General features: G+C 63.9%; 14 protein-coding genes. 11 read left to right on the forward strand and 3 right to left on the reverse strand.

Translation table 11 applies throughout. The features are described from left to right. Positions 1-44 precede the first annotated feature (44 nt). On the reverse strand, positions 45-2,315 hold the full coding sequence (clpA, locus tag SBP02_RS10505; protein WP_318641359.1) for an ATP-dependent Clp protease ATP-binding subunit ClpA: 2,271 nt from the start codon (positions 2,313-2,315) through the stop codon (positions 45-47). Positions 2,316-2,344: 29 nt separating this feature from the next. Continuing rightward, positions 2,345-2,707 carry an ATP-dependent Clp protease adapter ClpS gene (gene clpS / locus SBP02_RS10510; RefSeq protein ID WP_318646328.1) on the reverse strand — a complete coding sequence of 121 codons (363 nt, stop codon included), beginning with the start codon at positions 2,705-2,707 and terminating at the stop codon, positions 2,345-2,347. A gap of 228 nt (positions 2,708-2,935) precedes the next feature. Between clpS and cspD the strand changes: the two genes are divergently transcribed. Beyond that, complete coding sequence (gene cspD, locus SBP02_RS10515) at positions 2,936-3,199, forward strand: cold shock domain-containing protein CspD (RefSeq protein WP_318641361.1); 264 nt, start codon at positions 2,936-2,938, stop codon at positions 3,197-3,199. A 68-nt stretch (positions 3,200-3,267) separates the two neighbouring features. Here cspD and icd read toward each other — a convergent pair whose 3' ends face one another. Continuing rightward, positions 3,268-4,524 (reverse strand): NADP-dependent isocitrate dehydrogenase, encoded by a 1,257-nt coding sequence (gene icd / locus SBP02_RS10520; RefSeq protein WP_318641363.1) that lies wholly within the window; start codon positions 4,522-4,524, stop codon positions 3,268-3,270. A 368-nt stretch (positions 4,525-4,892) separates the two neighbouring features. Here icd and SBP02_RS10525 point away from each other — a divergent pair, with 368 nt between their 5' ends. The 10 genes from SBP02_RS10525 to SBP02_RS10570 all read left to right on the forward strand — a co-directional run bounded on the left by SBP02_RS10525 (position 4,893) and on the right by SBP02_RS10570 (position 14,951). Next, positions 4,893-7,118 carry an NADP-dependent isocitrate dehydrogenase gene (locus SBP02_RS10525; RefSeq protein ID WP_318641365.1) on the forward strand — a complete coding sequence of 742 codons (2,226 nt, stop codon included), beginning with the start codon at positions 4,893-4,895 and terminating at the stop codon, positions 7,116-7,118. 125 nt (positions 7,119-7,243) lie between these two features. Then, positions 7,244-7,684, forward strand: a complete 441-nt coding sequence (locus SBP02_RS10530) for an NUDIX hydrolase (protein ID WP_318641367.1) — start codon at positions 7,244-7,246, stop codon at positions 7,682-7,684. Positions 7,685-7,756: 72 nt separating this feature from the next. Then, positions 7,757-8,890, forward strand: coding sequence for a tRNA 2-thiouridine(34) synthase MnmA (mnmA, locus tag SBP02_RS10535; protein ID WP_318641369.1), 1,134 nt, complete (start codon positions 7,757-7,759; stop codon positions 8,888-8,890). Next, complete coding sequence (gene hflD, locus SBP02_RS10540) at positions 8,887-9,507, forward strand: high frequency lysogenization protein HflD (RefSeq protein WP_318641371.1); 621 nt, start codon at positions 8,887-8,889, stop codon at positions 9,505-9,507. Before mnmA ends, hflD begins: the two co-directional genes overlap by 4 nt. Before the next feature lie 3 nt (positions 9,508-9,510). After that, entirely contained in the window at positions 9,511-10,368 is an 858-nt protein-coding gene (locus tag SBP02_RS10545; protein WP_318641373.1) for a DMT family transporter, read from the forward strand. Positions 10,369-10,456: 88 nt separating this feature from the next. Further along, positions 10,457-11,827 carry an adenylosuccinate lyase gene (gene purB / locus SBP02_RS10550; protein WP_318641375.1) on the forward strand — a complete coding sequence of 457 codons (1,371 nt, stop codon included), beginning with the start codon at positions 10,457-10,459 and terminating at the stop codon, positions 11,825-11,827. A gap of 78 nt (positions 11,828-11,905) precedes the next feature. Continuing rightward, entirely contained in the window at positions 11,906-13,072 is a 1,167-nt protein-coding gene (locus SBP02_RS10555; RefSeq protein ID WP_318641377.1) for a ribosomal protein uL16 3-hydroxylase, read from the forward strand. Next, positions 13,065-13,496, forward strand: a complete 432-nt coding sequence (locus SBP02_RS10560; protein ID WP_318641379.1) for a GNAT family N-acetyltransferase — start codon at positions 13,065-13,067, stop codon at positions 13,494-13,496. Before SBP02_RS10555 ends, SBP02_RS10560 begins: the two co-directional genes overlap by 8 nt. Positions 13,497-13,503: 7 nt before the next feature. Beyond that, a complete protein-coding gene (locus SBP02_RS10565) occupies positions 13,504-14,145 on the forward strand; it encodes a DUF7931 domain-containing protein (RefSeq protein ID WP_318641381.1) in 642 nt (213 codons plus the stop codon). Next, the gene (locus SBP02_RS10570) at positions 14,142-14,951 is read left to right on the forward strand and encodes a secretin N-terminal domain-containing protein (protein ID WP_318641383.1); all 810 of its coding nucleotides are present in this window, start codon (positions 14,142-14,144) and stop codon (positions 14,949-14,951) included. The genes SBP02_RS10565 and SBP02_RS10570 overlap by 4 nt, the downstream gene beginning before the upstream one ends. The last annotated feature ends 281 nt before the right edge of the window (positions 14,952-15,232 follow it).

Here is a 15,232-nt window from a genome sequence, read left to right on the forward strand (position 1 = left end):
CGCCCGGCATTGCCGGGCGTTTTTGTGTGGGCGCAATATGCGCCTCAGGCCATTTCGGCCGTGGTCTCGAAGCCGAAGGTCAACTCGCCCTCGACCAGGTCGACGTGCACGACCCCGCCGTGCTCGGCCAGCTCTCCGAACAGAATCTCCTCCGCCAGGGGGCGCTTGATCTTGTCCTGAATCAGGCGCGCCATCGGCCGGGCCCCCATCTGCACATCGTAGCCTTGCTCCGCCAACCAGTCGCGAGCGCTGTCGCTGACCTCGAGCATGACGCGCTTGTCCTCGAGCTGCGCCTGCAGCTCGGTGAGAAACTTGTCGACGATGCTCTTGATCACCTCGTGACTCAGGCGACCGAACTGGATGATGGTATCCAGGCGATTGCGGAACTCGGGCGTGAAGCTCTTCTTGATCACCTCCATCGCATCGGATGAGTGATCCTGATAGGTGAAGCCTATCGATGCACGGGCCGCGGTTTCGGCACCGGCATTGGTGGTCATGATCAGAATGACGTTACGGAAGTCCGCCTTGCGCCCGTTGTTGTCGGTCAGGGTGCCATGGTCCATCACCTGCAGCAGCAGGTTGAAAACCTCTGGGTGCGCCTTCTCGATCTCGTCGAGCAGCAGCACGCAGTGCGGCATCTTGGTGATCGCCTCGGTCAGCAGGCCGCCCTGATCGAACCCGACGTATCCGGGCGGTGCGCCTATCAGCCGCGAGACGGTGTGCCGCTCCATGTACTCGGACATGTCGAAGCGCACCAGCTCGATGCCCAGGGCCTTGGCCAGCTGTCGCGCGGCCTCGGTCTTGCCGACCCCGGTGGGGCCGGCAAAAAGGAAGGAGCCTACCGGCTTGTCCGGGGCCTTGAGCCCGGCACGCGACAACTTGATCGCGGTGGATAGCGAGTCGATCGCCGCGTCCTGGCCGAACACCGTGAGCTTGAGGTCGCGCTCCAGGTTGCGCAGCAGCTCCTTGTCCGAGCTGCTGACGTGCTTGGGCGGAATGCGGGCGATCTTCGCGACTATATCCTCCACCTGAGCCACATCGATGCGCTTGACGCGCTTGTCTTCCGGCTGCAGGCGCTGAAAGGCACCCGCCTCATCGATCACATCGATGGCCTTGTCGGGCATGTGCCGGTCGTTGATGTAGCGTGCCGCCAGCTCGGCCGCGGCACGCAAGGCCTCGTCGCTGTACTCGATGCTGTGGTGCTGCTCGAAGCGTGGCTTCAGGCCACGCAGGATGCCAACGGTGTCCTCCACGGACGGCTCGACCACGTCGACCTTCTGGAAACGCCGCGCCAGGGCGCGATCCTTCTCGAAAATACCGCGGAATTCCTGGAAGGTGGTCGAACCTATGCAGCGTATCTCGCCCGACGACAGCATCGGCTTGAGCAGGTTCGATGCATCCATCACCCCGCCGGAGGCCGCTCCGGCACCGATGATGGTATGGATCTCGTCGACGAACAGGATGGCATGGGGACGCCGCCGCAACTCGTTGAGCAGCGCCTTGAAGCGCTTCTCGAAGTCGCCCCGGTACTTGGTCCCGGCCAGCAAGGCGCCCAGGTCCAGGGAGTAAACCACGCTGTCGGCCAGCAGATCGGGCACCTGCGAGTCGACGATGCGCTTGGCCAGGCCTTCGGCGATCGCCGTCTTGCCCACCCCGGCCTCACCGACCAGCAGCGGGTTGTTCTTACGCCGGCGCGCGAGGATCTGCGCCACCCGCTCGACTTCCAGCTCGCGCCCGACCAGCGGATCGATCCGTCCCAGACGGGCCAGTTCGTTCAGGTTGCTGGCGTAGGCGTCCAGTGGATTGCCAGAGGTGGACGAATCGCCCCCCTCCTCGTCCTGCAGATCCGGGTCGGCCTCAGAATGGCCGCCATGCCCCGGCACTTTGGAGATGCCGTGGGCGATGAAGTTGACCACATCGATCCGGGCGACACTCTGCTGCTTGAGCAGGAACACCGCTTGGCTTTCCTGCTCGCTGAAAATAGCCACCAGCACATTGGCGCCGGTCACTTCGCGTTTGCCGGAGCTCTGCACGTGGAACACCGCGCGCTGCAGCACCCGCTGGAAACCCAGAGTCGGCTGGGTTTCGCGCTCCTCGTCATGCTGCGGGATCAGCGGCGTGGTGGAGTCGATGAACTCCTGCAGATCATGCCGCAACTTGTCGAGGTTAGCGCCACAGGCGCGCAGCACGCTGGCCGCGGCCTCGTTGTCCAGTAGAGCCAGCAGGAGGTGCTCAACCGTCATAAATTCATGACGCTTGGTGCGAGCCTCTTTGAAGGCCAGATTGAGGGTGACTTCGAGCTCTCGATTTAACATAGCTTCACCTCATGCCCAAGCGGCCGGCGTTAACCGTCCTTCTCGATCTCACAGAGTAATGGATGCTGGCTTTCTCTCGCGTATTGGTTGACCTGCATCGCCTTGGTTTCGGCGATATCCCGGGTGAACACCCCGCATACGGCCCGTCCCTCTGTGTGGACGGTCAGCATGATCTTGGTCGCCAGCTCCCGGTTCAGATTGAAGAACACCTCGAGCACCTCGACCACGAAATCCATGGGTGTGTAGTCGTCATTGAATAAGACCACCTTATACAGCGGTGGTGCCTGCAACGCCGGTTTGGATTCCTGTACGGCCAGGCCGGTGGAATCGTCCTCGTGCGTTCCAGGGCGGTCCTGATTGAATGTTAGTCGAATCTGGCTGTTTGCATGCATGCTGAAATAGTGCTTCACGGCTGGGCGAATACTGATGCTAGAGGGAGTTTGAACGGCTTCTCAGCCACTTGCAGCCTTGCCTTGACTATCGGCAAAACGGTGTTACAAACAAAGAATACCCACTAAGGGTAGAGGGGCTCCGCGCCTTCGCCCAGCTTGGTCGACTCATGCGCGGAGTCGAAATGGATGATACTCCAGTGATGGAGACCTTTGCAGAGGGATGTGAGCATGCTTAGCGGTAAGGTCAAGTGGTTCAACAACGCCAAAGGCTATGGATTCATCCTCGCCGATGGCCGTGATGAGGACCTGTTCGCCCATTACTCGGCTATTCAGATGGACGGTTACAAGACGCTAAAGGCCGGCCAGCCAGTGAACTTCGACATCATTCAAGGCCCCAAAGGGCTTCACGCCGTGAACATTCGCGCCACCTCGGCTTCTGCCGAAGCGCCTGTTGCCGCTAGCCAGCCGCAAGACACGACGATCGAAGTCTGATAACTCGGGCAGTTCTCGCCCACAAAAAGGCCGGTCAAGTGACCGGCCTTTTTTTGCCCACGGCCGACTTACATGTGAGCGATCATGGCATCGCCGAACTGCGAGCAAGACATCAGCTTGGCGCCGTCCATCAGGCGCTCGAAGTCATAGGTCACGGTCTTCGCGGCGATGGCGCCGTTGGTGCCCTTGATGATGAGGTCGGCAGCCTCGCTCCAGCCCATGTGGCGCAGCATCATCTCGGCCGAGAGGATGACCGACCCTGGATTGACCTTGTCCTGACCGGCGTACTTCGGTGCGGTGCCATGAGTGGCCTCGAACATGGCCACGCTGTCGGACAGGTTCGCGCCGGGCGCGATACCAATACCGCCGACTTCAGCAGCCAGGGCGTCGGACAGGTAGTCACCATTGAGGTTCAGGGTGGCGATCACATCGTACTCGGCCGGACGCAGCAGGATCTGCTGCAGCATGGCGTCGGCAATCACATCCTTGACCACGATGTTCTTGCCGGTCTTCGGATTCTTGAATTGCATCCAAGGGCCGCCATCGAGCAGTTCGGCACCGAACTCCTGCTGGGCGATCTCGTAGCCCCACTCCTTGAAGGCCCCCTCGGTGAATTTCATGATGTTGCCCTTGTGCACGAGGGTCACCGAGCCACGATCGTTGTCGACGGCGTACTGCAGCGCCTTGCGCACCAGGCGCTTGGTGCCCGCCTCGGAAACCGGCTTGATGCCGATGCCGCACATGTCGGTGAAGCGGATCTTCTTGACGCCCATCTCTTCGGTGAGGAACTTGATGACCTTCTCGGCCTCGGGAGAGCCGGCCTTCCACTCGACGCCGGCGTAAATGTCTTCGGAGTTCTCGCGGAAGATCACCATGTCGACATCACCCGGTTTCTTGACCGGGCTCGGCACACCCTCGAACCAGCGTACCGGACGCTGGCAGACATAGAGGTCCAGCTCCTGGCGCAACGCCACGTTCAGCGAGCGGATGCCACCACCGACCGGCGTGGTCAGCGGCCCCTTGATCGAAACGACATAGTCGCGCACGGCTTCCAGGGTCTCTTTCGGCAGCCAGGTGTCCTGGTCGTAGACCTGAGTGGCCTTCTCGCCGGCATAGACTTCCATCCAGGAAATCTTGCGCTCGCCACCGTAGGCCTTCTCCACGGCGGCATCGACGACCTTGATCATCACCGGGCTGATATCGACACCGATACCATCGCCCTCGATGAACGGGATGATCGGGTTGTTCGGAACGTTAAGGGACATGTCGGCATTGACGGTGATTTTGTCACCGGTTGCTGGCACCTGGATCTTTTGGTATCCCATGCTGGACTCCGTCTTGTGGTTAAACAGCGCTCAGCCTCCGAGAGTAGCGCACTTGAAACGGGTCGAACCATATGTTCGTTGGTCTTATGCACAAGGGCGTTCTGCGGCGTCTGGTCGCAGTGATATACTGGGGGAATGACTAATAGGTCATATGGGGTCAACTCGCCTTGAACAAAGGCAGCTGCCTCCTGAACTCGCCGAACGGCTACCACGACTCGGCGACTCGAAATGCTCGACACTCTACTGGTGCATCCATCATCACCGCGGCGAGTTTTCGACTTCTGGCCCACGCCCATGGCGAGCCAGGGCGCCTACCTGCGCATGTCGAGATTCTGTGTACGCTCAGCAAAAGAGAGAGTTAACCCCCAATGCCCACCCGCTCGAAGATTATCTATACCTTCACCGACGAAGCCCCAGCCCTCGCCACCTATTCGCTTCTGCCCATCGTAGAAGCCTTTGCCGCCTCCGCTGGCATAGCCGTCGAAACACGCGACATCTCTCTCGCTGGGCGCATCCTGGCCAGCTTCGCCGACCGCCTGGACGGCGACAAGCGCGTCGAGGACGACCTCGCCAAGCTGGCGGACCTGGCCACCACGCCGGACGCCAATATCATCAAGCTGCCGAACATCAGTGCCTCGGTCCCCCAGCTCAAGGCGGCCATCGCCGAACTGCAGGCCCAGGGCTACGACATCCCCGACTACCCGGAAGACCCGCAGAGCGATGCCGAAAAAGACGCCCGCGCCCGTTACGCCAAGGTCCTCGGCAGCGCGGTGAACCCGGTCCTGCGCGAAGGCAACTCCGACCGCCGCGCCCCGGCAGCCGTCAAGGCCTATGCCCGTAAGCACCCGCACTCCATGGGCAAGTGGAGCATGGCCTCGCAATCCCACGCCGACTACATGCGTGGCGGCGACTTCTTCTCCAGCGAGCAGTCCATCACCATGGACCAGGCCGGCGAGGTGCGCATCGAGTTCGTCGACAAGAGCGGTCAGGTCGAAGTGAAGAAGCAACTCGCCCTGCAGGAAGGCGAAGTGTTCGACAGCATGTTCATGAGCTGCCGCAAGCTGCGCGACTTCTTCGAGAAGACCCTGCAGGACTGCAAGGAAACCGGCGTCATGTGGTCGCTGCACGTCAAGGCGACCATGATGAAGGTGTCCCACCCCATCGTCTTCGGCCATGCCGTCAGCGTCTACTACAAGGACGTGTTCGATAAGTACGGCGAGCTGTTCAAGGAACTGGGCGTCAACCCGAACAACGGCATCAGCAGCGTCTACGACAAGATCAAGGTGCTGCCGGCCTCGCAGCAGGAAGAGATCCTCCAGGACATCCACGCCTGCTACAGCGGCCGCCCGGAAATGGCCATGGTCGACTCGGTCAAGGGCATCACCAACCTGCACATCCCCAGCGACGTGATCGTCGACGCCTCGATGCCGGCGATGATCCGCAGCTCCGGACAGATGTGGGGCAAGGACGGCAAGTTGAAGGACGCCAAGGCCGTCATGCCGGAAAGCACCTACGCGCGCATCTATCAGGAGATGATCAACTTCTGCAAGACCAACGGCGCGTTCGACCCGACCACCATGGGCAGCGTACCGAACGTCGGCCTGATGGCGCAGAAGGCCGAGGAGTACGGCTCCCACGACAAGACCTTCGAAATGACCGCCGACGGCACCATGCGCGTGGTCCTGGCCGACGGCACCGTGCTGATGCAGCACGAGGTGGAGGCCGGCGACATCTGGCGCGCCTGCCAGACCAAGGACGCGCCGATCCGCGACTGGGTCAAGCTGGCCGTGACCCGCGCCCGCCAGTCCGCCACCCCGGCCATCTTCTGGCTGGACCCGGAGCGCGCCCACGACCGCCAGCTGCAGAAGAAGGTCGAGGCCTACCTGCAGGAGCACGACCTGACCGGCCTGGACATCCGCATGATGGGCTACAACGAAGCCATCCGCGTGAGCATGGAGCGCATGATCCGCGGCCAGGACACCATCTCGGTGACCGGCAACGTGCTGCGCGACTACCTGACCGACCTGTTCCCGATCATGGAGCTGGGCACCTCGGCCAAGATGCTGTCCATCGTGCCGCTGATGGCCGGCGGTGGCATGTACGAGACCGGCGCCGGCGGCTCGGCACCCAAGCATGTGCAGCAGCTGATCGAGGAGAACCACCTGCGCTGGGACTCTCTCGGCGAGTTCCTGGCCCTGGCGGTGTCGCTGGAGGAGACCGGCATCAAGACCGACAATCCGAAAGCCAAGTTGCTGGGCAAGGCCCTGGATGCGGCCACCGGCCGCCTGCTCGACAACAACAAGTCGCCGTCGCGCAAGACCGGTGAGCTGGACAACCGTGGCAGCCACTTCTACCTGGCCCTCTACTGGGCCCAAGAACTGGCGGCCCAGGACGAGGACGCCGAACTGAAGGCGCAGTTCGCCCCGCTGGCCAAGACCCTGACCGACAACGAGGAAAGCATCGTCGCCGAACTCGCCGCGGTCCAGGGCCAGCCGGTGGACATCGGCGGCTACTACCGCGCCAACCCGCAGCTGGCCAGCCAGGTGATGCGTCCCAGCACCACCTTCAACGCCGCCCTGGCTGCCCTGGCGTAAGCTCTAGCAAGCCGCAGCCTACAACAGAAACCCCGGCCCGGTGCCGGGGTTTCTGCTTTCCGCCCTGGCAGAACCACGAACCGCACCTGCTATGATCGCCACCCTCCGATACGAGGCCACCCGCCATGGACTGGACCCCCCATATCACCGTCGCCACCATCGTCGAAGACCGAGGCCGCTTCCTCCTGGTAGAAGAGCTCAAGGGCGGACGCCTGGTGCTCAATCAGCCCGCCGGCCACCTCGAGGCCAACGAGACCCTGCGCCAGGCCGCCGTGCGCGAAACCCTCGAGGAGACCGGCTGGGAGGTCGAGCTCACCGGGGTGGTCGGCATCTACCTCTATACCGCACCGAGCAACGGCGTGACCTACCAGCGCGTGTGCTTCGTTGCCCGCCCGGTGCGCCACGATGCGGCGCGCGAGCTGGATGCCGACATCCACGGCATCGCCTGGCTGAGCCGCGATGAACTGGCGGCACAACCCGAACGCTGGCGCAGCGAACTGGTGCTGCGCTGCATCGACGACTACCTCGCTGGCCCATTGCACGACCTGAGCGTGGTCCGCGATTGAACGCCGTCTTCGCCTTGCCCTGGCCGGCCTGTTAGAATTTCGTCCTTTTTTGCAGACCCACGCCGAAATCCCATGTCCGATCCAGATCTTCCTACCTCAGAAAAGCCACGCGTGATAGTCGGCATGTCCGGCGGCGTCGATTCGTCCGTTTCCGCCCTGCTGTTGCTGGAGCAAGGCTATCGGGTCGAAGGCCTGTTCATGAAGAACTGGGACGAGGATGACGGCACCGAGTACTGCACGGCCATGGACGACCTGGCCGACGCCCAGGCGGTGTGCGACAGGATCGGCATCAAGCTGCACACCGCCAACTTCGCCGCGGAATACTGGGACAACGTGTTCGAGCACTTCCTCGCCGAGTACAAGGCCGGGCGCACGCCGAACCCGGACATCCTGTGCAACCGCGAAATCAAGTTCAAGGCCTTCCTCGACTACGCCCTGGCCCTCGGCGCCGACCTGATCGCCACCGGCCACTACGTGCGCCGCCGCGATGTCGACGGACGCACCGAGCTGCTCAAGGGCCTGGACCCGAACAAGGACCAGAGCTACTTCCTGCACGCCGTCGGCGGCGAGCAGATCGCCAAGACCCTGTTCCCGGTCGGCGAACTGGAAAAGCCCGCCGTGCGGGCGATTGCCGAGAAATACCAGCTGGCCACGGCGAAGAAGAAGGACTCCACCGGTATCTGCTTTATCGGCGAGCGGCGCTTCAGCGACTTCCTCAAGCAGTACCTGCCGGCCCAGCCGGGGAATATCGAGACCACGACCGGCGAGGTCATCGGCCGCCACCATGGCCTGATGTATCACACCATCGGCCAGCGCCAGGGGTTGGGCATTGGCGGCCTGAAGGACGCCGGGGACGAGCCCTGGTACGTGCTGCGCAAGGACCTGGCGCGCAACGTGCTGGTCGTCGGCCAGGGCAACGAACACCCCTGGCTGTTCTCCCGCGCCCTGCTGGCATCGGAGCTCTACTGGGTCAACCCGGTCGACCTGGGCAGCCCGCGCCCGCTCACCGCCAAGGTGCGCTACCGACAGGGCGACCAGGCCTGCACCCTGGAGAAGACCACCGACGGCTATCGCGCGGTGTTCGAGCAGCCGCAGCGGGCCGTGACGCCCGGCCAGTCCGTGGTGTTCTACGACGGCGAGGTGTGCCTCGGCGGCGGCGTGATCGAATCGGCCGAACCCTGGACTCCCGAGAGTGAAGACGCATGACGCCGATACAGGAACAACTGGTCGCCCTCGGCGCCGTCTTCCAGTCCGCGGTGCTGGTCGACAAGCTGGCCAGGACCGGCCAGATCGGCGAGCCCGCCCTGGCCTGCATGCTCGGCAGCCTGCTGGTGCGCGATCCCAAGAACACCCTGGAGATCTACGGCGGCGACGACCTTGGCCTGCGCGACGGCTATCGCGCCCTGGTCGGCGCCCTGGAACGGGACCCGAGCAGCCTGCAGCGCGACCCGCTGCGTTATGCGCTGGCCCTGCTCGGCCTGGAGCGGCAGCTGGACAAGCGCGACGATCTGCTGCAGATCATGGGCAGTCGCCTGGACCAGATCCAGCAGCAGACCGAACACTTCGGCCTGGTCCACGACAACGTGATCGCCTCCTGCGGCGGCCTCTACCAGGACACCATCAGCACCTTCCGCCAACGCATCCAGGTGCAGGGCGACATGCGCCACCTGCAGCAGCCGAGCAACGCCTCGAAGATCCGTGCCCTGTTGCTCGCCGGTATTCGCGCGGCGCGCCTATGGCGGCAGCTGGGCGGGCACCGCTGGCAGCTGGTGTTCAGCCGCGGCAAGCTGCTCAAGGAACTCTACCCGCTGCTGCGCGGCTGAGCGATGCAATCCCGCTCGGTCAAGCCCGCCCAGGGCGCCGCCCTGCTGGCCTGCTCGGCCTTGCTGTTCGCACTGATGGGTATGGGCATTCGCGAGGTGTCCAGCAGCGTCAACAACGAATCGGTGGTGTTCTTTCGCAACCTGGTCGGCGTGCTGTTCTTCCTGCCGCTGCTCGCCCTCAGGGGCTGGCGCCCGCTGCGCACCGCACGCCTCAAGTCGCACCTGTGGCGCTCCACCTACGGCCTGGCGGCGATGTACTGCTTCTTCTACGCCATCGCCCATCTGCCGCTGGCCGACGCCATGCTCTTCACCTACTCGGCGCCGCTGTTCACCCCGCTGATCGCCCGCTGGTGGCTGAAGGAGCCGCTGACCCAGCGCATGCTGCTCACCAGCGCAGTGGGCCTGGTGGGCGTGCTCCTGGTCGCCAAGCCCTCTGCGGCCCTGTTCGACGCCCAGGCCTCGATCGGCCTGGCGGCCAGCATCCTGGCGGCCTTCGCCTTCGTCTCGATCCGCGAGATGAGCGACACCGAGCCGGCCTTTCGCATCGTCTTCTATTTCGCCCTGTTCGGCGCCCTGGCCTCGGCGATTCCCCTGACCTGGGCCTGGCAGCCGCTGGGCACGCGTGAACTGGGCGCACTGCTGGTGATCGGCCTGCTCGCCACCGTCAGCCAGATCATCATGTCCAAGGCCTATGCCCTGGCGCCTCCGGGGCTGATCGGTCCGTTCGCCTACCTGGCCATCGTCTTCGCCGGCCTGCTGGCCTGGCTACGCTGGGGTGAGGCCCCGGCCCTGAGTTCGCTGTTCGGCGCCGCGCTGATCTTCGTCGCCAGCCTGCTGTCGATCCGCCGCCAGGGGCGCTGATAAGGCGATTGGCGGAGCGCGGCCCGAGCCGCGATTTCATGTATGATATGCGCCCTTTTCAATGCCCGACTGTCCGAGAACGCCTCCCATGCAGCTTTCTTCGCTCACCGCGGTTTCCCCCGTCGATGGCCGCTACGCCGGCAAAACCAGCGCCCTGCGCCCCATTTTCAGCGAATACGGCCTGATCCGCTTCCGCGTCCTGGTCGAGGTCCGCTGGCTGCAACGCCTGGCCGCCCATGAGGGTATCGCCGAAGTGGCGCCCTTCTCCGCCGAAGCCCAGGCGATTCTCAACGAGCTGGCGGACAATTTCGCCCTCGAGCACGCCGAGCGGGTCAAGGAGATCGAGCGCACCACCAACCACGACGTCAAGGCCGTGGAGTACCTGCTCAAGGAGCAGGCCGCCAAGCTGCCGGAGCTGGAGAAGGTCAGCGAGTTCATTCATTTCGCCTGCACCAGCGAGGACATCAACAACCTGTCCCACGCCCTGATGCTGCGCGAGGGCCGTGACAACGTGCTGCTGCCGCTGATGCGCCAGACCGCAGGCGCCATCCGCGAGCTGGCGGTGAAGTTCGCCGACGTGCCGATGCTCTCGCGCACCCACGGCCAGCCGGCCTCGCCGACCACCCTGGGCAAGGAGCTGGCCAACGTGGTCTACCGCCTGGAGCGGCAGATCGCCCAGGTCGCGGCCGTGCCGTTGCTGGGCAAGATCAACGGCGCCGTGGGCAACTACAACGCCCACCTCTCGGCCTACCCGCAGGTGGACTGGGAAGCCAACGCCCGCGCCTTCATCGAGGGCGATCTGGGCCTGCAGTGGAACCCCTACACCACGCAGATCGAACCGCACGACTACATCGCCGAGCTGTTCGACGCCATCGCCCGCTTCAACACCATCCTCATCGACTTCGACCGCGACGTCTGGGGCTACATCTCCCTCGGCTACTTCAAGCAGAAGACCATCGCCGGCGAGATCGGCTCCTCGACCATGCCGCACAAGGTCAATCCGATCGACTTCGAGAACTCCGAAGGCAACTTAGGGATAGCCAACGCGCTGTTCCAGCACCTGGCCAGCAAGCTGCCGATCTCCCGCTGGCAGCGCGACCTGACCGACTCCACCGTGCTGCGCAACCTGGGTGTCGGCTTCGCCCACAGCGTCATCGCCTACGAGGCGAGCCTCAAGGGAATCAGCAAGTTGGAGCTGAATGCTCAACGTATTGCTGAAGACCTGGACGCCTGCTGGGAAGTGCTCGCCGAGCCGATCCAGACCGTCATGCGCCGCTACGCCATCGAGAACCCCTACGAGAAGCTGAAAGAGCTGACCCGCGGCAAGGGCATCAGCCCCCAGGCGCTGCTCGAGTTCATCGACGGCCTGGACATGCCGGCCGAGGCCAAGGCCGAGTTGAAGCTGCTGACCCCGGCCAACTACATCGGCAACGCGGTGGCCCAGGCCCAGCGCATCTAAACGGCGACAGCCCAGCAAACGCCCGGCTGTGCCGGGCGTTTTTATTTATGGGTATTTATTACTATCAAGGGCTTACCGATGAATCCTGATACTCCGCTGCAAATGCTGGGTGGCCTCACGGCCCGTGAATTCCTGCGCGATTACTGGCAGAAGAAACCCCTGCTGGTGCGCCAGGCCATCCCCGACTTCGAAAGCCCCATCTCACCGGACGAGCTGGCCGGCCTGGCCCTTGAAGAAGAAGTCGAGTCGCGCCTGGTCATCGAGCACGGCGAACGCCCCTGGGAGTTGCGTCGCGGTCCTTTCGCCGAAGATGCCTTCGCCACGCTGCCGGAGCGCGACTGGACCCTGCTGGTGCAGGCCGTCGATCAGTTCGTCCCGGAAGTCGCCGAGCTACTCGAGCACTTCAAGTTCCTGCCCAAGTGGCGCATCGACGACCTGATGATCAGCTTCGCCGCTCCGGGCGGCGGCGTCGGCCCGCACTTCGACAACTACGACGTGTTCCTGCTGCAGGCCCATGGCAAGCGGCGCTGGCAGATCGGCCAGCGGTGCGACTCCGACAGCCCGCTGCTGGACCACGCCGACCTGAAGATCCTGGCCGAGTTCGAACAAACTGAAGAATGGGTGCTGGAGCCCGGCGACATGCTCTATCTGCCGCCACTCCTGGCCCACTGTGGTACCGCTGAGGATGACTGTATGACCTATTCCGTAGGCTTCCGCGCGCCGAGCGCCGCCGAAGTGCTGACTCATTTCACCGACTTCCTGGGCCAGTTCCTGCCCGATGAAGAGCGCTACAGCGACGCCGATGCCGAGCCGACCAGCGACCCGCATCAGATCCAACGCGATGCCCTGGATCGCCTGAAGGCCCTGCTCAACGAGCATATGGGCGACGAGCGCCTGCTGATGACCTGGTTCGGCCAGTTCATGACCGAGCCGCGCTACCCGGAACTGGTCAATGGTCTGGACATCGACGAGCCGGCCTTCCTTGCCGCCCTGCAGGATGGCGCCATCCTGGTGCGCAACCCCAGCGCCCGCCTGGCCTGGTCCGAGGTCGGCGAGGACCTGGTGCTGTTCGCCAGCGGCCAGAGCCGCCTGCTCTCGGCCGGTCTGCGGGAATTGCTCAAGCTAATCTGCTCGGCCGACTCGTTACATGTCGACAACCTCGGCCAATGGCTGGCCGACGCCGAGGCGCGTAATCTGCTGTGGGAACTGGTCAAGCAAGGCAGTCTGGGGTTTGCCGATGAATGAGATTCACGTGCGCCTGGCCGACTGGCAGAAGGACAACGCCGAGTTGCGGCGCATCCGCGAAACGGTGTTTATCGCCGAACAGGCGGTACCGCCGGAGCTGGAGTGGGATGCCGAAGACGCCGAGGCCCTGCATTTCCTCGCCTACGAGGGCGACTACGCGATCGGCACCGCCCGCCTGCTGCCCGACGGCCATATCGGCCGGGTCTCGGTACTCAGGGACTGGCGCGGGCTCAAGGTCGGCGACGCGCTGATTCGTGCGGTCATCGCCGAGGCGGAAAAGCGTGGCCTGCAGCAACAAATGCTCAGCGCCCAGGTGCACGCTACCGCCTTCTATGAAAGGCTAGGCTTCGAGATAGTCAGCGGCGAATACCTCGACGCCGGCATCCCCCATGTGGATATGGTACGCCACAGCGCTAGCCCCTGAGGTCAGGATGAACGACGACAACGCCCCACCAGACACAGGCGAAAACGATGAGCCCCTGGAGCTTCCCGCCATCGAATTCGAGTCACCGGGGCGTTTCGCCGTGCACAATCCAGAACCCGCACAGCTGGACGCCGAACGCCGCGAGCCTGCGCCCTTCAGGCTCGGCGAGCATCTGCCGCTGGAGCGCTTCAGCCAGCCCGAGCAGGCCCGTGCCCATGCCCTGGCCCTGCTGCAGCAGGCGCAGCGCAGCCTGTGCATCTTCAGCGACGACCTCGAACCCTGGCTCTACCACCACAGCAGCGTGCAGGAAGCCTGCACGCGCTTTCTCCTGGTCAACCCGAAGAACCGTCTGCGCATCCTGCTGCGCGACGTGACCCTTGCGGTCAAACAAGGGCATCGCCTGCTCAGCCTGTCCCGGCGACTGTCGAGCAACCTGCATATCCGCAAGCTGCATCCGGACTACCCGAGCGAAGATATCGCCTTCCTGCTGGCCGACGACCGTGGCCTGCTGCTGCGCCCGGAGCTGGAGCAGTTCGCCGGCTACGCCCTGTACCAGGACCCGGCCCGCGTGCGCCTGCGCCAGGCGCAGTTCGACCAGGCCTGGGAGACCAGCATCACCGACCCGGATCTACGGAGCTTCCTGCTATGAGCATTCGCCTACTGATCGCGGCCCTGCTGCTCGGCTTGAGCCTCGTCGCGAGCGCGGCCACCGAAGTCATTGCCCTGAACTATCGCAGCGCCGACGAGGTCCTGCCGGTCGTGCAGTCGGTGCTGGGTCAGGAGGGACGGGTCAGCCCCTACGGCAATCAGCTGATCGTCAACTCGACACCGGCGAAGATCGCGGAGATCCGCCAGTTGCTCGAACAACTGGACACCCGCCCGCGGCGCCTGCTGATCAGCGTCGCCAGCAGCGAATCGAGCCACCAGACCGACCGCGGCTACCGCGCCGACGGCTCGGTCAGCGCCGGCGGCGCCGAAGTGGTAATCGGCCAGGGCGAGATCGGCGGTCGCGACCAGGTGCGCATCATCCGGCGCAGTACCGACAGCCGTGGTGGCGGCACCCAGCAGGTGCAGGCCACCGAGGGTTATCCGGCACTGATCCAGGTCGGCCAGAGCGTCCCTCTCACCACCTACGAGCGCGACCACTACGGGCAGCTGCAGAGTTCCACCCAGTACCGCGATGTCACCCGTGGCTTCTACGTCACCGCCAGCCTGAGCGGCGAAATCGTGCATATCAGCATCAGCAGCAACCGCGACCGCGTCAGCCCGTCACAACCCGGGGTGATCGACCTGCAGAGCGCCGACACCCGGGTCTCCGGCCGCCTGGGCGAGTGGATCAGCATCGGCGGCGTCAACGAGCAGACTCAGGCCGAGCAAAGCGATTTTCTCCAGCGCCGCGCGACCCAGGGCCGCGAGGATATGAGCCTGCGGGTCAAGGTCGAAGTCGTCGATTAAAGACCGTACAGAACTGACTCGCCGGTCGTCGTAAGACTTATGTAGTAGTCGCAAAAAACCACTACAAAACGTTTGACGAACCCCTCCCGCAGAGGCATGATGGCCTCGCTCCCGCTTATCAGGGGCCCTAGAAAGGGCCTCCGGGTCGCTCTCCAGGCTTACCGCCCGAGACGATTCGCGTTGTAAAGCCCACAAGGCAGTTCGACGAGATTGCGACTGGAACGAAGTTGTCCTGAGGGACGGGGAAGCGTTTAAGGCATCAACCAGCCAGACAGTCGAAG

Origin of the sequence: Pseudomonas benzenivorans (genome assembly GCF_033547155.1) — a bacterium.
GTDB classification, from domain to species: domain Bacteria; phylum Pseudomonadota; class Gammaproteobacteria; order Pseudomonadales; family Pseudomonadaceae; genus Aquipseudomonas; species Aquipseudomonas benzenivorans_B.